The 16,695-nt window shown below is 51.1% G+C and carries 18 protein-coding genes; 5 read left to right on the forward strand and 13 right to left on the reverse strand.

Going from position 1 to position 16,695, the window contains the following annotated elements; translation table 11 throughout:
• Nucleotide 1: 1 nt before the first annotated feature.
• The 11 genes from JUB14_RS25805 to JUB14_RS25855 form a co-directional block, all read right to left on the reverse strand.
• A complete protein-coding gene (locus tag JUB14_RS25805) occupies nucleotides 2–1,186 on the reverse strand; it encodes a TraJ family protein (RefSeq protein ID WP_207509758.1) in 1,185 nt (394 codons plus the stop codon).
• A complete protein-coding gene (locus JUB14_RS25810; RefSeq protein WP_207509759.1) occupies nucleotides 1,183–2,370 on the reverse strand; it encodes a hypothetical protein in 1,188 nt (395 codons plus the stop codon). The genes JUB14_RS25805 and JUB14_RS25810 overlap by 4 nt, the downstream gene beginning before the upstream one ends.
• Before the next feature lie 66 nt (nucleotides 2,371–2,436).
• Nucleotides 2,437–4,968, reverse strand: a complete 2,532-nt coding sequence (locus tag JUB14_RS25815; RefSeq protein WP_207509760.1) for a TraG family conjugative transposon ATPase — start codon at nucleotides 4,966–4,968, stop codon at nucleotides 2,437–2,439.
• On the reverse strand, nucleotides 4,965–5,303 hold the full coding sequence (locus JUB14_RS25820) for a DUF4133 domain-containing protein (RefSeq protein WP_207509761.1): 339 nt from the start codon (nucleotides 5,301–5,303) through the stop codon (nucleotides 4,965–4,967). The genes JUB14_RS25815 and JUB14_RS25820 overlap by 4 nt, the downstream gene beginning before the upstream one ends.
• A gap of 9 nt (nucleotides 5,304–5,312) precedes the next feature.
• Nucleotides 5,313–5,750 (reverse strand): DUF4134 family protein, encoded by a 438-nt coding sequence (locus tag JUB14_RS25825; RefSeq protein WP_207509762.1) that lies wholly within the window; start codon nucleotides 5,748–5,750, stop codon nucleotides 5,313–5,315.
• A complete protein-coding gene (locus JUB14_RS25830; RefSeq protein ID WP_207509763.1) occupies nucleotides 5,747–6,103 on the reverse strand; it encodes a DUF4134 family protein in 357 nt (118 codons plus the stop codon). The genes JUB14_RS25825 and JUB14_RS25830 overlap by 4 nt, the downstream gene beginning before the upstream one ends.
• 18 nt (nucleotides 6,104–6,121) lie before the next feature.
• Entirely contained in the window at nucleotides 6,122–6,445 is a 324-nt protein-coding gene (locus JUB14_RS25835; RefSeq protein ID WP_229368309.1) for a DUF4134 family protein, read from the reverse strand.
• Nucleotides 6,446–6,691: 246 nt separating this feature from the next.
• Nucleotides 6,692–7,084 carry a hypothetical protein gene (locus JUB14_RS25840; protein WP_207509764.1) on the reverse strand — a complete coding sequence of 131 codons (393 nt, stop codon included), beginning with the start codon at nucleotides 7,082–7,084 and terminating at the stop codon, nucleotides 6,692–6,694.
• A gap of 13 nt (nucleotides 7,085–7,097) precedes the next feature.
• The gene (locus JUB14_RS25845; RefSeq protein WP_207509765.1) at nucleotides 7,098–7,652 is read right to left on the reverse strand and encodes a hypothetical protein; all 555 of its coding nucleotides are present in this window, start codon (nucleotides 7,650–7,652) and stop codon (nucleotides 7,098–7,100) included.
• Nucleotides 7,653–7,655: 3 nt separating this feature from the next.
• Entirely contained in the window at nucleotides 7,656–8,390 is a 735-nt protein-coding gene (locus JUB14_RS25850; protein ID WP_207509766.1) for a P-loop NTPase family protein, read from the reverse strand.
• A 6-nt stretch (nucleotides 8,391–8,396) separates the two neighbouring features.
• Nucleotides 8,397–8,813 (reverse strand): hypothetical protein, encoded by a 417-nt coding sequence (locus tag JUB14_RS25855; RefSeq protein ID WP_207509767.1) that lies wholly within the window; start codon nucleotides 8,811–8,813, stop codon nucleotides 8,397–8,399.
• Between the two features lie 428 nt (nucleotides 8,814–9,241).
• Here JUB14_RS25855 and JUB14_RS25860 point away from each other — a divergent pair, with 428 nt between their 5' ends.
• Both JUB14_RS25860 and JUB14_RS25865 read left to right on the forward strand, forming a co-directional pair.
• Nucleotides 9,242–9,571, forward strand: coding sequence for a plasmid mobilization protein (locus JUB14_RS25860; RefSeq protein ID WP_207509768.1), 330 nt, complete (start codon nucleotides 9,242–9,244; stop codon nucleotides 9,569–9,571).
• Nucleotides 9,568–10,377: a relaxase/mobilization nuclease domain-containing protein gene (locus tag JUB14_RS25865; RefSeq protein ID WP_207509769.1), complete on the forward strand. Its 810-nt coding sequence runs from the start codon at nucleotides 9,568–9,570 to the stop codon at nucleotides 10,375–10,377. Before JUB14_RS25860 ends, JUB14_RS25865 begins: the two co-directional genes overlap by 4 nt.
• A 389-nt stretch (nucleotides 10,378–10,766) precedes the next feature.
• Here JUB14_RS25865 and JUB14_RS25870 read toward each other — a convergent pair whose 3' ends face one another.
• Nucleotides 10,767–12,290, reverse strand: a complete 1,524-nt coding sequence (locus JUB14_RS25870; RefSeq protein ID WP_207509770.1) for an RNA/DNA-binding domain-containing protein — start codon at nucleotides 12,288–12,290, stop codon at nucleotides 10,767–10,769.
• Between the two features lie 209 nt (nucleotides 12,291–12,499).
• Between JUB14_RS25870 and JUB14_RS25875 the strand changes: the two genes are divergently transcribed.
• Both JUB14_RS25875 and JUB14_RS25880 read left to right on the forward strand, forming a co-directional pair.
• Nucleotides 12,500–13,489: a ParB N-terminal domain-containing protein gene (locus JUB14_RS25875; protein WP_207509771.1), complete on the forward strand. Its 990-nt coding sequence runs from the start codon at nucleotides 12,500–12,502 to the stop codon at nucleotides 13,487–13,489.
• A 135-nt stretch (nucleotides 13,490–13,624) separates the two neighbouring features.
• Nucleotides 13,625–13,963, forward strand: coding sequence for a hypothetical protein (locus tag JUB14_RS25880; RefSeq protein WP_207509772.1), 339 nt, complete (start codon nucleotides 13,625–13,627; stop codon nucleotides 13,961–13,963).
• 40 nt (nucleotides 13,964–14,003) lie between these two features.
• On the opposite strand, the gene JUB14_RS25885 is transcribed toward JUB14_RS25880, so the two are convergent.
• Nucleotides 14,004–14,417, reverse strand: a complete 414-nt coding sequence (locus JUB14_RS25885; RefSeq protein ID WP_207509773.1) for a hypothetical protein — start codon at nucleotides 14,415–14,417, stop codon at nucleotides 14,004–14,006.
• A 69-nt stretch (nucleotides 14,418–14,486) separates the two neighbouring features.
• Between JUB14_RS25885 and JUB14_RS25890 the strand changes: the two genes are divergently transcribed.
• On the forward strand, nucleotides 14,487–16,679 hold the full coding sequence (locus tag JUB14_RS25890) for a YWFCY domain-containing protein (RefSeq protein WP_207509774.1): 2,193 nt from the start codon (nucleotides 14,487–14,489) through the stop codon (nucleotides 16,677–16,679).
• Nucleotides 16,680–16,695: the final 16 nt, after the last annotated feature.

Here is a 16,695-nt window from a genome sequence, read left to right on the forward strand (position 1 = left end):
GTTATATAGGTGGAGTGAATTTTCTTCCTTTTCCGCCTCCGGAAGGCTCCTCCGGCCGCACAAAGGCCCCGCGGCGTCCCGTGGTTTCAGCGGGCCCAAGGCGGGTGGTGGCCATTTCTTTAACGACGGATCCCATGGCTCCCGCAGCGCTCATGACCGGGGTGGTCATGGAACCCGCCGCAACACGCATAGATCCCATCCGCCTAGCGCTACCGGCCCCAGCCATGGCTTTGCCGGTGAGCCCCTGTATCATACCGGAGGTACCCCCCACGACCAGGATCATGTTGGTCAGCGAAGGGATCTGGGTATAGAGCACCAGCAGGATGATCAGGACCCCCGTATAAACCAGGCCAAAGGCAAAGGGATCCTGGGCCGGCAGATTGCCAGACATATCCCCGGAGAGCATCATTTCATTCAGAAAACCCATGTTCAGTGTAACGGCAATGTTCTGATAGATTCCGGCCACCATGGGTAAGAGGGCATAGTTGATGTATTTGCCAAACCATTCAAGGACATTGTGATTCAGGCCGTCAAAGATGGCAAAGGCGATGGCCAGGGGCGCAATCACCCGCAGGATGATCCGATACACGGCCGAAATAAGGTACAGGATGATGTAAGCGATATCGCCCAGGAGCGAGAGCATAGATTGAGTGAAGTCATACAGCGCAGATTTGAAATCGTCAGCCATTTTACCCGTCGCGATATTGAATGATTTGGTGACCATACCCATCATGCCCTCGTCAGGCTCACCAAATTCCATCGAATAGGCGTCTTCATTGGCTTCAATATCCTTCCACTTCTTCTTGACTGCTTCATCACGTTTTTGCTGAAGCTGGGCTACCCGGACTCGTACGGACTCGTTGTCAGCCTGGGCTGCCACCGCTACGCGTTCGAAGGTAGCATCAATCAGCGTCGTAAGTTGCGGGACAAGGCCAATCAGAATGATCAGACCAAACGGGCGTAGCAGTGGAATAAAATTCAGGCTCTCGTTCCGGACGATCTGGCCCGTAACTTTTGAAGCAATGTACACCAGGCCAGCTATGCCGGCAATGGCCCGGGAAGCCTGCATAAGCTCTCTGCCAATGCCGCTGGAGGAAGCATGCTGCGCAATTTCGCGGGCATACATGGTATCAATGACCCTGAGCAGATCGGTACTGCCAAAGGCCAGGAGGGAAAGCAGAGTCAAGGTGTTTTCAGTTTAGTAGTGGTCTGGCCCCTGTATTTTTCCGCAATGGCAGCGGTGGCGGCGGCCAGTTGCTCATTCATTTCCCGCTGGTACTGCTCCCGTAAGGGAGCGATGGTTTCCTGAATGATCCGGTTTCTTTCGTAGTCAATTTTCTTTACGTACGCCTCCCACAGGGGACCGCAGATTTCTTCCATCTGGTAGTCCCAGTCCTTAAGCGCTTTATCAAAGGCATTTTTTCCTTTGTCCTCGTACACCGTGGTCATGGTAGCTCCGCTGGCCGAGTCATAGTGCATGGTCGTCGCAAAAAAGGTATTCTGGGGGGTCAGCTGCGGAATCATGGGACAAGAGCCTTCTTTCATTTTTACGTAGTAAAACCCTTCTTTGGTGGTTTTGGGTATTTGCAGGCTGGCCAGAGATTCGGCTTCCAGCTCAGCGATACGTACCTTGGCCTGGTACTCCTGGTACAGTTTCTGCTGCACCAGAGCTGCCTCCTGAGCCATCCGGGTTTCCACCTCAAAGTCTACTTCCTCGTTATCGTACGTGTTTCCGTATGTATAGCCCGGAAACTCACCTACTCCGCCGAATGCGCTCCCCCCCGCCCGCGTTACCTCGGAAGCAATTTGGTAGAGCCGGGCCGTGGCGGCTTTGTCTTCCACGCCAAAGGAGCGGCGCTGGGAGATATAGTTGATCCGCCCCACGTAGCTTCGAATCTCCATGTTCAGTTTTTTCAGCCTTTCAGAGGCGTCATTGACGAATTTCAGGCGGTGCCCGTCGTCCATGGATGAATTTTTCTGCTGAACCACCTCGGCCAGATCCGCGGTAATGGCCGCCACCTCTTTGGCAAAGGACAGGAAGTCCCTCGAAATAACCCCGTACTCCGAAGGAAGGATGTGCTTGTCAGCGGCCATGACCCGGCCGTAGTTATTGATCAGTGATAGGGTAGTAGTAGCCTCTTTGGCCAACTCTACCCCGCGTCCGACTTGCCGGATGAACTGGGAGATCTGCACCAGCTTTTTGACGTTTCCCACCAGCTGGCCAAACGAGGGTTCCTGAAAAAACTTAATAATGGTTGTAACGGTCGTATGAATAGGATCGTAGGTGACCATCTGTGACCTTACCTGGTATCCTATCAGGAGGAGGTAGGGAAAAACTACAAGGAGGATGCGCTGCTGCCGATGACTCATGGTACGTTGGGACTGATAATTACTAAATGGACATACATGGGGTTGGAGTAGAGCCAAAAGTGACACTTAGTCACTTTTGGTGTTGGATTCTGTCTGTTCACCACGGTTCCAGGCGCGAATGGCCTTCTCAATGTTTCCTCCGTAGACTTGGGTCGCCAGCTTTTCGATCTGCTCTACCTCGCTCTTCCGGGTGGTAAAGGCCGCGTAGGCCGTAGGCGATACCTCTATGCCGTACACCTTGGTCAGGTCCCTAAGCATGACACAAGCCTCCCGGTAGGGGGGGCGCCGGTGATCCAGGGAACGGTTGACGCTCTGTACCAGCGCCGATTGCTTAGGGCTTAGCCCGAGCAGCGCTTCTATCTCCGAAAAGCGGTTTTCGTAGTTTTTCTGGTCCAGCAGCACCTTGATGTCAGCATTATTGATGATGGCATCCTTCACGACCTCGTTTCCTACCAGGTCGTCCAGTTCCTGGGTGACCACCACCAGCGCCCCGTCGTGCTTTCGGACGGTCTTGGAAGCCCAGCGGAGAAAGTTGGAAAACTTCTCTTTGGTCAACGCTTTCCAGGCTTCTTCAATGATGAGTACCTTGATGACCCCTTTCAGGCTGAATAGCTTTTGCACGTAGGTATTCATGATCATGATAGTCGTAACGGGGAACAACACGGGGTGGTCCTTGATGTTGTCCAGCTCATAGATGACGAAGGGCAGGTCCATCAGGTCAATGTTTTGCCGGGAGTTGAGCAGAAACCCATATTGACCGTCCCGGTAGTAGGGTTTAAGGCAGTAAAGGAAATTCATCAGGTCAAACTCTTTTCCCTCCCGTCCCCCGTTGAGGGCAAATACGTCCGGATAGGAGTGCCGGGTGTAGTCGTAAAAGGTGTCAAAGCAGGGAAATATCCGGCTGTTTCCTTTCCGTTCACTACGTAGGGATCGGTAGTAGTTGTGGATAATGTCCCTAATGGTGGTCAGCTCCGCGTTCGTAACCCGTTCGTTATCTGTTTTCCAGAGCGACAACAACAGTTCCGAGAGAGCATCTTCATCTTCCTCCCGGGGCGTCAGGTTCTGATAGTAGAATGGATTGAAACTAATCGGATTTTCCTTCTCGTAGGTAATGTACCGGCCCCCCATAACGTCACACAACCGGCGGTAGCTGTGCCCGACGTCCACGATGCTGACGTGCATACCCGCCGTCAGCAGGTAGTATACCATATTGTTGGTGAAAAAGGATTTACCGGAGCCCGAGGGGCCCACGATGAAGGTGTTCCGGTTGGAGATGGCCCCCTTTCGGAGGGGTTCATCAAAGAGATCCACCATTCTAGGGCTGCCAAAGCGGTCTGTCATCCGAATGCCGGATTGGGAGAAGGGAGCGTCGTTGTAGTTCCCTTCCAGCGCCAGCAGACAGAGGGCTTCCTCCGCAAAGCAGGTGAGCCAGTTGTCCCTGCCTAGCTCCGCGATGTTACCCGGAATACAGGACCAGTACAGGGTGGAGACATCGTGCCTAGCCAGACGGGGGGTAAATCCCAGGTTAGAAAGAGCCGAAGCTGTTGTGGACCGGTAGGATTCGGCCGTCTCACGATCCCTGGCCCACACCATGACGTTGAAATGAGCTTTGACGGCTACCCGGGCGTTCTTCTCCATTTCCAGCAGGTACTCATCCTTATAGCCCATAGAAACCTGGTTGCTTTTTTCCCACTCGGAAAAGGAGTGGTGCCTTTTTATTTCCGCCACCAGCCGTTTGGATAGCACCTCCCGGTCCTCGATCTGAATGACCTGGTTGTAGAGGTGGTTGAAGGAAAGGCCCAGTCCTAGGAAAGCCCCTGTGCTGACCGGTATACCAAAACGTTCTGAGGAGTACGGCTCAAAGATCAGGGAGTTGGATAGGGTAGGGGGGAAGGCCTGCAGCTCGGAAATGATGTAGGTATAGGCAGTTTGTCCCCCTACCTGTAAGGAGCCGTCGTCGCTGGTTGCCAGTTCGTAGAGGCTCCGGTCGTGGAAGCTCAGGCTCGCGTAGTTTTCCAGAAGTCCGGTTGCCGTTTCAGTCCCGATGATATCACCGTGGGGAAGGCGGCGTACGTGGATCCGGCCCGAGCCGTTGAGCAGGTACTCAAACTGGGAGCAAATGTCCAGAAACCCGTCCCAGGTCGTTTGCTGGAGAAGGTCTTTGGGCACCAGATGCCGCTTGAGTAGGGAGGAGTGCCGGCTTGTTTTTCTGCCGGAAGCCCCGCCGGGCTGACTGGGGCGTGTCAGGTACAGGTACGCTTTGTGGCGGAGGTAGGGCCGTTCGGCAAAGTGCAGTTCATTATCCCGAGCCACAAAATTCCCTTTCCGCACCGCGGGTGAGTGCAGATCCGGCTCATAGGCGTAGCTCAGGTACCAGTCCTGCTTGTGCAGGATGTATCCCACGGGCAGACTTTTGATCGCTCCCAGGTAGGCTTCCGTCAACAGGTCTATTTCTCCATCGGATGACGTAAAAATCTCGGGGTGTGTGACTTCGAATGCCACCGTAAGATCCCCGTCGACCGATACAATCACACCGGTCGATTCCTCTACCCGAAAGATGGGGTAGAGGTCCTCAAATCGTTTAATCTTTTCTTTCATGGATTATTTTTGTGAGCGCGGACTCGATTTTTCAGCAGGGACCGGATGGATTGGTACCTGACGACGTAGCGGGGCTGAAGCCGTTGTACGGATAGTTTATCAAAGCCCCACCGACCGTGCGATTTGTTGTAGGTGGTAGGGATCAGGTAGGAAGCCAGCAAGCCGGCTACCAGAAAAAAGAGATTTAGCAGAATGGGTACTCCCAGGATGTGCAGGAACAGGGCGGTCATGATACACCCGACTCCTCCCCCGACCGCGTAGTAGAAATACCGGCCCCGGAGCCCTTTAAATTCGATCTCGTTATCTACCCCCCGGTAGATTGGGTACCTTTTCACTTTCTGATTTTAACTTAGTACTGTATTAATTATCCACCCCATCATAAAGAGAAACATCAGCGAGCCAAACCAGGTGAGCATGAATTCGTAGAGGTTATCGTCGCCGTCCCTGAACTTGCGGTACACGCGGATCAGGCCGATGACGGCCATCAACAAACCGATATACAGGGCTGCCTGATGGGCTTCGGCTGCGTAGTATGCCGCCACAAAATGCGGGGCAGTTCCGTTTTGGGCCCAGCCGGCACTATCCTGGTAGATAAAGTACTCTACGGCGTATACCAGGGCGGATGCGCCCACCAGCCCCCCAAACCAGCGAAAGAGTGGTCCTTCAAACTCCTCACCCCGTTGCATCCCTTGGTAGATTCCCAGACCAGCTATCAATCCCGCCACCGCGATCAGGGCGAGCGTCACAATCTTGGTAACAGCCCAGGCGTGTTCTATGCTCATGGCTCGCTGTTCATGAAGCTTCGGATGTGGCTATCTCCCTGCATGGGTGTTTGGGATCCGGCTATATGCTGCAGGGTAGCTCCTATGACCAGGACAGCCAGAATTGCTCCCAGCCAGCGGAAGGCGTAGCCACTCACCTGCTCCTCCCCGTTCATCACCCGGATGTATATCCTCAGTCCTCCTACGAGACCCATAATAGCACAGACGGAGAATACAAAGTTCGAGAACACAGCCAGGTTATCCGAAATCGGATGGGTCACGTACTGATCGAGCAGCGAACCGCTCATAGATCCTGCTCCGGTACCCAGAATAGATTGCGCCAAGATGAGCAGGTGTAAAGATGGTACGGGCATAGGTGGGACCGGATTGGGTTAAACAAAGAAGACAGCCTGCAGAACGGCGGCTATGGATAGTAGGAAAAGAACAGCTCCTACCCAGCCGATCGCATTTTTATGAGCTTCCTGGTCGCCGCCCTGCCATTTTGAATAGATCCGGAAACCACCAAACATGCCTACCAGCGCGGCAATGATATACACCAGCGTAGTAACGGGTTCAAAATAGGACTGTAAGTCAGTGGCGGCCTGTTGAATAGCCTGGGCACCGGCCTGAATACCCGCATTTTGCGCAAAAACTAGATTCCAGGGGGCCAGGAGCACCGCTCCGGCCAGGGCCATACTTCCAGTGTACTTTTTCATGATTCTGTAGTCGTATTGGTTTAAAGTAATGGTAAAATTTCGTTTGTTTCGGTGATTCTGCCGCCGCCCAGGTCACGAGTGGCCTCCACGTTCCCCATCGCAGGCAGATTGTTATTACTTGCTTTAGCATGTCCACTAATTTTTGTCCCCATCATGTTTACTAACGTACATTTATACACGTAGTAGCATGTACTTCTTAGCTCTCTGGAAATGGAGCCCGGGAGCCTTCTCGTTTCTGCCGAGAAGTTATAGACTTCTAAGGGGGAGCACCGGCCAGTCGTTTTCTTCCTCCTCTGGCGCAATCTCCTCGCTACCTGCATCAACCGAGGTGTGTCTGGGTACAGGTACCGTTGCGGTAGCTACTGGTCCTGGAAAAGTAGCTTCATGGTCAAAGAAGGGAGCTTCGCTCTCGGGTTGGTGCATGTGGGGGCGCATTTGCAACCAGTCTCTATCTTCCGGCGAGAGAGGAGCATTACCGCTCCGCATCGAGTCAAAGCCACCCACCTCTGGGCGTTGCTCCAGGTTTCCCTGCCGGTGGGAGGGTAGACCCAGGTAGGACAGGTACAGAAAGACGTACAGGCAGTAGCCAGCAAACGAGAACAGGATGTAGGTTCCGGTTGATAGGGTTAGCAGTAACATGATATAGATGGCCTTAATTAAATTGTAGGGGAATCAGTATGTCCGGAGCCTCTCCGGGAGGCCGGGTACCTGGATTCAGCAGATATGTTTTACCCAGGAGGAGCTCGCTCCGGGCGGGCGCTATCAGCAGGAAACGGCCCTGTTTCTTTTCAAGGATACATGCCGATTGAATCAGGGGTTCAAGCTGGCTCAGATGGGGATACCGCTCAATGATAGCTGCTGCTCGCAGGTAGTCAGCCCTGGTGGTTTCCCGGACGTGCTGAAGGATGATCCCAAGACCTGCCACCAGCATTCCTATCCACAGCCAGGCGTTCTTGCCAAGGCCGTACGCGAAGGCGACCCGCGGATCGGCCGTAGCAAAGGGCTGTATAGAGTGTCTCATCCTTTTAAGCTCGTCTTCTACTTTTCCCAGCGCCTCCTTCTGCTGCAGTACACCGGCTTGTTCCTTTTCCTGAATTTCGTTCAGCAGGGTAGCGGTCATGGAATCCATGGCCATGCCGTATTTCTTCTGGTACCGTCCACAGATCCTGCGCAGCTCCTCCCCGGTAATCTCGGAAGCAGAGTCCATGCGCTATATCGTTAGTGATTGGACCATTTTCTCCATCTTAGTTTTGGCAAACCAACCGGCCGACTGAATCCCTTCCTGTCCCTCACCGCGCTCCATCATACGGACTATCTTGTTAGCCAGTTCGGTTTGAGGTTCCAGGTCTCCAAAGCTTTCCAGGGACAGCCGGCACGTACTGGCCATTTCCAGCAGATTCTCCCTTTGCTGGGGAAAAGTCTGAAAGGTATTCACATTCATCCAGACGACGATGGGGAAGTTTCTGCCAACGGCCTGGTAGATTTTCATAAGGTATTCCACGCAGGCAGTATAGGCGGTCCCTCCGGCGACGACCACATGAAAGACAAAATGGGCGTTCAGGTACTGCTCAAACTCCCGGAGCTCGTCCTGATCCAGGTCCAGGGTCAGCAGCGCCGGTATCTGTTCCGACTCGGGAGCCCCGAAATCCAGATAAAATACTTGATTGGATACATCCGCCAGCTGCTGCAAGCTGTCGAAGAGGCGATCCCGGGCAATCTTCCGATACCCGTCCAGCAAGTCAATGTCGGCCAGCCGCCTGTCGTGCCGGGCCAGAAATCGGAGCTGGGTGGTACTCGTACGGGTGGAGCCATCCACGTCTATGAAAGTCCTGGTAGCATCCCTTTCGTACTTGACCGCGATCAGGTACGTTAAAAACGACTTTCCCACTCCACCTTTGGCTTGAATAATAAAGTTGAATCGCTTCTGTGCGGTCCCCTCTTCCATGCTACACTATGATTTTTTTGGTGCGGCCCACCGGATCAGGTTGGGCTTTATTTGATTTTCGTCGGCGAATACATCTAAAGGTTTGAATCCATTCAGACCATCCGGAAGACCTGCTTGCTCTAGGCTATTGCCAGGGGAGGGGAGAGGCTCTACCGTTGATTCGACTCTTCCCCCACCCGTTCCAAACCCTTTTTCCTGCTTACTTTGTTTGACGCGAAGTGTTCGTATGGTTTGTACCCCAACGGGAATGCCGAGGTCCTGTGATATTACCTTGGATGCCCCTACTAAGGATAGCTCATGAATCTCCCGGCGGTACAGCTGAATCAACAGCTCCCCGCGGCCTTTTTGTATTCCATGTTCATGTAAAAAATGGAGCCGCTCCCGTGCCTGCCTGTTAGAAGTCCGCTCTTTCCCTTCGTCCATTGATTCGCCTCAAACTTTCTTCAAATATCCGGGCTGTTTACTTAATTTACAAATTATAAATTATAAAATTTGTAAAAAAATATAAAAAACTAGTGATGTTAACATGGCAGCAACACAAACTAGCATGACAGTAACACAAGTCAACATAAACCAACATGGTAGTAGCACGAAACCAACACATCTCTTGCCGAAGGTAACATGTCAGTAACACAACATAACATAAAGTGTCGTTAAGACGATCCTGAACAACAAATGACTCTTAAAAGGGCAAAAACGGTAGATGAAAAGCAGAAGCAAGCCATGTGTTTGTATATACAATCTCCGGCGCTCCGCTTCTCAATTCTATACCCAAACACACCGGTCGTGCCTCCCTTGCCTTGTTGGGGAAGGCCCCAAGCCCCTCACAAATTAATCCTACTACCATAGCTATGGAAGATAAACCTCATTATGATCCCCGTAAGACTACTGCCTCAAAGCGGGAAAAGAAAGATAAGGTGATCCTGTTACGCGTCAATCAGAAAGAGTATGAAACCATTAAAGCCAATGCTACCCTGGCTGGTCTTAGCGTATCACACTACCTGAGGAGGCTGGGTATAAACCATCCGGTAAAGGCCCGCTTTGAGAAGGAGGAAAAGCGGAATCTTCAGGGTATCGGCAACAACCTGAATCAGCTAACGGCTTACGCCCACAAAGGCCTTCTTTATGAAAAGCAGCTGCTGGATCTATTAGACAAACTGAAAAGCCTCCTTAAGGTATGATTGCGAAAACGTCTATTGGCTCGGACTTCCACGGAGCCATCCACTATGGTGCTGGGTATCGTCTGGACGGAACCATAATCAAAGGAAAAGCAGAGTTGTTGCTGCTCAATAACATTGTATCACAGGATCCAAAAGGGATTGCCGACGAGATGCAACAGGAAGCTGCCTATGGACGGTGTAAGAAGCCTGTTTGGCACACTTCTCTGAACTGGAAGCCGGGGGAGTATCCTACGCGGGAGCAGATGATCGTAGCGGCAAAAAGCTACTGCCAGAAGATGGGCGCTGACCCTACCGATCACCAGATCGTAGTGTACCAGCACCACGACCAGCCTCACCGGCATATTCACATTTACATTAATCGGGTACCCACCGATGGAGGGACAGCTCTGGCTACTTCTCATAATTATGCTCGTAACGAGCGAATATGCCGGGAGATATGCCAGGAACTGAGTTTTGCCAGGGTAGAGCGACTGAAAGAAGGGCAGCTACGGCAAGTAACGCCTAACCAGTTGGAAGCCCAGCAGGTAGTTCAACTGGCCATTCGGGAAGCATTGAAGGAGAAGTCACATAACCCGGTAGATATGGAGCGACGGCTGAAAGAAAAGGGGATCGAGTGTAGGTACCAGTTGGAAGGAGGCAAGCTGAAATATTCCAGCTACTGCTATCAGGGTGTACCTATCAAAGGGCAGGACGTGGGATTTACAGCCAAACAACTGCAGACCAGGCTGGATAAGAATTTGCTGATGGTAGAGGATAGTAAAACTAAGATAACTGAATCGGTTGTAAGACCAAAGCTAGGCAGGTAGTAGGTGTTGTGAAAGATACGATAGAAAAGAGAGATGCTTCTATGTGTTCTTTTTCGCCTTTTGTCACTTAAATTTTGCAGTTAGCAATTCGAACAGACCGAATAGCCCATCGTTTCCCTAGCGTTTCCCCTGGAACGCTCTGTAATTTTTAATCAATTATACCGAACCCCCTGCTGGGTTAAGCTATCGTTTGGTGCCCCTCCAGTTCTTATACTGTACCTGGCCTACATGAAAATTTAGTGAAAGCAGAGTTCGTGCCGCAGCGGTGGGCCGCAGGTAAATGTATATGGAAAGATTAGCCAGGCCGGTTGTTAGTAGATATACAATCTATGCACTGCACAACCAGTAACAACAATATTTAGCAATAAGTTAACGCCAGAATGCTTCCCTTACTTTAATTGCTCAGCCATTTTCAATGATAAGTAGTATCCACCTGTTTTCAAGGGCCCCCTATACTCTATAAGGCCTGCTTGACGAGCAATTTGTAAATACCTTTCCGTAGTCCTTGTGGACTTCTGGATGGTAGAGCTGATTTGTCTGGAGCTTACTCCCGCACTATCTGCAATGAAAATTATAAGTTTAGCTATTTCTGGCTTTATACCGCCATTTATACCGCCATTTATACCGCCATTTATGCCGCCATCATAGGAGTCGCTAAGCAGGGCATCTATAGCAGCCATCGTTTTGGTGAGTATAGGGTCGCTTTCAACGGGAAGCGATGATGCTGGTTTCGGCGTTTCTTTCGCCGGAAGGGGAATGCGTACCCTGAAAACATTTCCCTCTACGAATTCAGGGGCTCCTTGTCCTGCGTAGAATTTAAGATACCGGTTAATATTTAGTACCCCGGAGCCTAGCTCCTCCACACGTCCTAACTGAATGAAGAATTTAGCAATGGTCGGGTTCTTAGGGAAGGGGGAGAACCGCTCCGGATCGATCGGACCAAAACCATGGGGATTGTTGGCGTTTTCCGTCTCAAGCACATCCTCTTTGATGATAAAGGTACAGGGATAGGCGTTGGTATACTCCCGATGCACAATCAGATTTGCCACGACCTCCCTGAAAATTTTGCTGCGCAGACTTACCCGCTGGGAGCCTTCCATAAAAAACGAGTCAGGTAGATGCTTGGCCACAAAATCCATCAACAGATCATAAGCATCTATTAGGTTAGTCTGAATGTACAGCCGGTCATCATAGCGATTTAGGTCCATGCGGCGTACCAGCGCATCAATTTTGTAGTGTGGCAGGACGCTCTGTATCACTTCATCTTTACCCAACAGAAGCGCTGCTGCCAGGGTGTAGCCTTCTACCTGAGTCTGGGGGTCCCGCTTCCAGAGCCCGGCCTTTTCCAACATCTGCTCATCAGACAGGGCTAGCCAGGGGTGGGTGGGGTGATGGCTGTTAATCAGGTTTCGTATTTTAGGGAATAGCTCTTCCTTAAAGTCGGAAAAGCGCAGGCCTGCATACACCAATCCTTCAGTATAATGAGTACGTTTTCGATTGTATAGGTCAGCAATCTGGGCCGTGCTTGTTAATTTAAAGTCACCATCGTTGCTGCGGTCAAACACTACCCCGGATGTGTTATGCACCTGAGAACTGGAAGGCACCTGGAGATGAATGATTGTCTTTCCATCCACCTGAAGCGACATTGGATATAAGATATGAGGTGGATCCAGTTTTTGGGGATTGTTGGATAGATTAACCAGGTTAGTGATCATGGTCCTTACAGCATCCGGTGCAATACCTGAAACCTGCCCCTGGTCATTAACACCCAGTAGGATATCACCTCCATCACGGTTAAGCATGGAGCAGATGGTTTCAAATAGATTACGGGGTAGGTCACTAGCCGCTTCCTTGTATTCGAGACGAATACTTTCGCAGGTTCCAAGCAGACGTAAGGTTCGTTCCTGGTTCATTTTTGTGCAAAGAGATGGCTCAGCGGGACTTTCCTACATACCCTTTCTTGAATAAAAGTTTCCAGCTTGCTGCTACCAGGCAGTAGAAGGGATGACAGAGCACTATCTATCTTCAAAAATAGTAGTTTTATAGTCATCTAGGGCCTTTTAATACACTCTAAATTTTCAAACTTTGCCGTCTCTTAGAGTAAGACGTAACCTTCAAACCTATGGCTAAGACCAAAACTACTGATAAAGAAAAGCTCGGGGAGCCTGCCTCTCCAGAAGTAGACAGCAGTCAATACGTTAAATCTAACCTGGTCATCCTGCCGGAACTCCGGGACCTGATTCCACCGCTGCGGCCGGAGGAAACTCAGCAACTGGAAAGCAATTTGTTGGCAGATGGCATTAAAGATCCTCTAACTGTCTGGGAAACTACTTCAGACGTGATAGGTACCACCAGTGCCGCGGGCAACCTCCCGGATCAGGAGGGGGGTAAAGGGCCTGTCTATGTCCTTATTGATGGGCACAACCGCTACACCCTCGCCCGGCAACACGGGCTGGATTACCCGGTTCATATCTTGCATTTTGACGATATAAGCCAGGTCCGGGATTACATGATCAACTACCAGTTGGGACGCCGGAACCTGACGCCCGAGCAGGCGTCTTACCTGCGAGGCCTTAGGTATAATAAAATGAAGGAGGAAAACCGCTCAGAGCGGATCAACGTGGCGGAGCATCTGGCCGGGGAATACAAAGTGAGTACTCGGACTATCAAGCGGGATGCGGAGTATGCGAAAGGGCTGGATGAGTTATCGCCTGGTTTGAAAAGTGAGGTGTTAGGCGGAAAGACGAAGTTTCCCAGAGCGGCGGCTAAAGCGCTGGCCAAAGAAAAGCCCGACAAGCCTATTCAGAACGCGGAGGAACTGAACCGGTTACTGGAAAGGCTACCAAAGGCTTTTACCAGTCTGGATGATCTGAAAGAAACACCGGAAGCGCAGGAGGATGAAAAGTCTCGGGAAATCACAAATTTGATTCAAAGATTGGTAGGAGAGGAGACGGAGGCTGTGGGGGGCCGGAAGCAGACAAAACGCCAGGCTCCCAAAGCAGTCGGCTTGCGGCAGGAGCTAAAACAACTCGTAGAGGGAGATTTGTCAAGTAAAGAGGTGATCCAGTTAATAATTCATAAGGCACAGGCTCTCCTAAATACACTGGAGTAGGAAGCCTAAAAGAAAAGTGACAGGATGTCACTTTTGCTCCAAAGATTAGCAGCTGCTATGGTTGGATGTAATGTTGAGATACTATACTTTTGTTATAAATTTTATAATTTATATATTATCTCAAAGCAGTAGCGTATGATAACCAGCGGGTGGAGGGTGATAAAGGGACTAGTGCTCCTGTTTCTGACTTTTTCGTGTGAACGAGCATCCACCGAAGAAGCAACGACGAAAGCAGCTTACCTGGGCAGCTGGGAACGAGTAGAGAAAGCGGAGAAGGGATTCACCATTTACGAGCAGGATAGGGGCGTGTTTCTCAAATACCGGAATGGCGAGACGCATCCCCTCCAGTACGAAGCTTCAGGTAATTACTACTATGCTGTCACTCCGCTGGGTAATAGGCCCCTGCTCCTGAAGGATGGTAAGATTACCATCCAAAATGGGTTCACGTTTACCTATACAAAAACCAGAAAGTAAAGAAAGAGGACACGGACGGGTGTCCTTTTCTAGTAGAAGGTTACTGATTATTTCTAACCTTTACCCGCCGTTGATATTCCTCCCTAAACCTTTTTCTTTGCTGCTCGAAATAGGCCGGATCAGATTGAGCCCGGTAGAGGGCTTCGCTCGATTGCTCCTCCTGTATTCTCTGCTGTTCACGTACTGAAATAACTGTCTCAGCCCTGAATTGTGGTGGGACCAGGTCCTTGTCCGACGACAGGAGAGGAGAAATCTCCTTCTCCGTGCGTAGGCTGTCTTCACCGACACTGGAAGCCCGAAACGTAGCGGGTAGTAGTCCGACTGATGAAGCCGGAAACACCTTAGTATTTGTAAGCTCTGCCTTCACAACCGGTGCTTGTGTCCACCCTGTTACCGGATTAGCTGCTCCACAAAGGAGGAGAAAGTACCTGACCCAATTCATTCTCTTTTTCATACGCCTTGGTAGTTATGGTTGTGATGACAAAAATAAATTATAAATTTGATAATTTATTTATTCGCCCATATGATTACAACCTCCGCCGAGAAAGATGGTCGCACCAAAGGCATAGACTTTCTCTTTTACCTAGCCCTTTTACTGTTTTTCCTGCACCACTACTGGTTTAACTTTGAGCTATTGGCTCCCTTACTGGAGATAGGGCCGCTGCGCCCACAGGAACTACTCACGCACGTACTGGGTAGGCTGGACGAGCGGCATGGGCTGTTTTATCACCCCCTGAATACGAAACTGGCGCTCTTCTTTTTGTTGGTCCTGCACGCGCTGGGTACCCGCGGGAAGCTGGATCCTGGTTTACAGGTGAAGGATGTATATCCCTACGCCCTGATCGGGACATTGCTGTTTTTCCTGGACTGTCTCCTGCTTACCACGTCGTTTTTTCCGCCGCGTATGTCAGGGCTTACCTACCTCATCCTGGACAGCCTGTCCCTTTTCTGTCTGATCAAAGCTGGTCAGTACGCCTCCCGGATCATGTACTTCCGTAATACCAATGATATTTTCAACAGCGAGAATGAAACCTTTCCTCAGAACGAGCAGTACAAAGAGAATGCGGACTCTATTCATTTCAAGACACTGTACTACTTCCAAAAGCAGTGGCGGGATGGCTGGATCAACATAATCAATCCCTTTCGGGCCAACATGATCCTGGGTACACCGGGTTCGGGTAAATCCTTTGCGGTGCTGGTGCCGGCCATCTGGCAGTCCATCTGGAAGGGCTACACCGCTTACATCTATGACTTCAAGTTTCCCACGCTGACCCTGGAAGCCTACAATGCCTACCAGAAGACCCTGCGGGAAAATCCGGCGGCCTGGGGGCGAGACGCACAAGGGCAGCTGATCGTCCCCCAGTTCTATATCATTAATTTTGATGACATTGAATATTCCCACCGGTGCAACCCGCTGGTTCCCTCGGGCATGACTGAGATCCTGGACGGCTACCAGAGCGCGGCGACAATTATGCTGAACCTGAACCGTACCTGGGTGGACAAACAGGGGGACTTTTTCGTAGAATCAGCCATTAACTTTCTGACTTCGGTTATCTGGTACATGAAGCTGGTAACGGTCAAGTACACCCACCTGTATGAGGAGGAGCTTCAAAAACCAGTGGGGCGGCGGAACCAGGAGAAATTGAGGCTGTATAAGCGCTTTCAGCGGGTGTGTACCTTTCCGCACATTTTGGAATTTGCTTGTCAGAAGGATTACAAGGAAATGTTTACCATCATGGCTTCCTACCCGCAGCTGGAGGCCTACGTACGACCCTTCGCCAGTGCGGCCCAGCACGGCGCGGCCGAGCAGCTCGAAGGACAGATTGCCTCGGTCCGTATTCCCCTGGCCCGGCTTTCTTCCGAGACCCTCTACTGGATCATGTCTGGAAATGATTTTAACCTGGATATCAACAATCCCGAGAGTCCCAAGATCCTGTGTACCGGCAATAACCCCGAGCGTGATGAGGTATACGGAGCGGTGTTTTCCCTGTATACCTCCAAGATGATGAAACAGGTCAACCGGCCGGGACGGCTGAAGTCGGCCCTGTTCTGGGACGAGCTCCCTACCATGTTCCTCAAGGGCATCTCCTCTCTTATGGCTACCGCCCGCAGCAACCGGGTGGCCACCTGGCTGGGCTTTCAGGACTTTGAACAGCTGACGGCTGGTTACGGGGAGAAAGAGTCCAGGGTGATCATGAACCTGCCGGGAAATGTATTCTCCGGACAGGTGGTGTTCGAATCGGCCGAGAAACTATCCCGCCGGTTCGGGAAGACCCAGCAGGAGTCAGAGAATATCACCTTTGGAAAGGAAGATACTTCAGTAACCCTTTCGACTTCCCTGCAGGAGGTAATTCCGGCCTCCAAGATTTCTTCCCTTTCACAGGGAGAGTTTGTGGGGCAGTTTGCTGATAACTTCGGAGAAGAAATCCGGTTAAAAACCTTTAAGGGATTGATCCGGGTGGACCAGGAAGGAATGAAAAAAAGCACCTATTCCACTCCTGTGATCAAGGACGTCCGAGAGCTCGTGAAGCAGTATTACCCCCAGGCAACGTACGACCCGAAGGACAAGGAGTCCTGGAAAGCCCGTCTGCTGGAGGATAATTACCGGTCCATTAAAAAGGAGGTAACCGAACTGATCAGGCTGGAATTCGAGGAGTTTTCAAAAGCGGGTGAAACTGCGGAGCCCGTGGTGCCTAAACTGAACCGTAGGCCATAACGCGATTATTTTATTC

This window comes from Telluribacter humicola (assembly GCF_017355935.1).
Classification (GTDB): domain Bacteria; phylum Bacteroidota; class Bacteroidia; order Cytophagales; family Spirosomataceae; genus Telluribacter; species Telluribacter humicola.

Coding starts and splice junctions, on each gene's coding strand:
- JUB14_RS25885 (WP_207509773.1), bottom strand. CDS start 14,417: ATGAAAAAGAGAATGAATTGGGTCAGGTACTTTCTCCTCCTTTGTGGA.
- JUB14_RS25880 (WP_207509772.1), top strand. CDS start 13,625: ATGATAACCAGCGGGTGGAGGGTGATAAAGGGACTAGTGCTCCTGTTT.
- JUB14_RS25865 (WP_207509769.1), top strand. CDS start 9,568: ATGATTGCGAAAACGTCTATTGGCTCGGACTTCCACGGAGCCATCCAC.
- JUB14_RS25875 (WP_207509771.1), top strand. CDS start 12,500: ATGGCTAAGACCAAAACTACTGATAAAGAAAAGCTCGGGGAGCCTGCC.
- JUB14_RS25825 (WP_207509762.1), bottom strand. CDS start 5,750: ATGAGCATAGAACACGCCTGGGCTGTTACCAAGATTGTGACGCTCGCC.
- JUB14_RS25835 (WP_229368309.1), bottom strand. CDS start 6,445: ATGAAAAAGTACACTGGAAGTATGGCCCTGGCCGGAGCGGTGCTCCTG.
- JUB14_RS25860 (WP_207509768.1), top strand. CDS start 9,242: ATGGAAGATAAACCTCATTATGATCCCCGTAAGACTACTGCCTCAAAG.
- JUB14_RS25870 (WP_207509770.1), bottom strand. CDS start 12,290: ATGAACCAGGAACGAACCTTACGTCTGCTTGGAACCTGCGAAAGTATT.
- JUB14_RS25850 (WP_207509766.1), bottom strand. CDS start 8,390: ATGGAAGAGGGGACCGCACAGAAGCGATTCAACTTTATTATTCAAGCC.
- JUB14_RS25815 (WP_207509760.1), bottom strand. CDS start 4,968: ATGAAAGAAAAGATTAAACGATTTGAGGACCTCTACCCCATCTTTCGG.
- JUB14_RS25810 (WP_207509759.1), bottom strand. CDS start 2,370: ATGAGTCATCGGCAGCAGCGCATCCTCCTTGTAGTTTTTCCCTACCTC.
- JUB14_RS25855 (WP_207509767.1), bottom strand. CDS start 8,813: ATGGACGAAGGGAAAGAGCGGACTTCTAACAGGCAGGCACGGGAGCGG.
- JUB14_RS25890 (WP_207509774.1), top strand. CDS start 14,487: ATGATTACAACCTCCGCCGAGAAAGATGGTCGCACCAAAGGCATAGAC.
- JUB14_RS25830 (WP_207509763.1), bottom strand. CDS start 6,103: ATGCCCGTACCATCTTTACACCTGCTCATCTTGGCGCAATCTATTCTG.
- JUB14_RS25840 (WP_207509764.1), bottom strand. CDS start 7,084: ATGTTACTGCTAACCCTATCAACCGGAACCTACATCCTGTTCTCGTTT.
- JUB14_RS25845 (WP_207509765.1), bottom strand. CDS start 7,652: ATGGACTCTGCTTCCGAGATTACCGGGGAGGAGCTGCGCAGGATCTGT.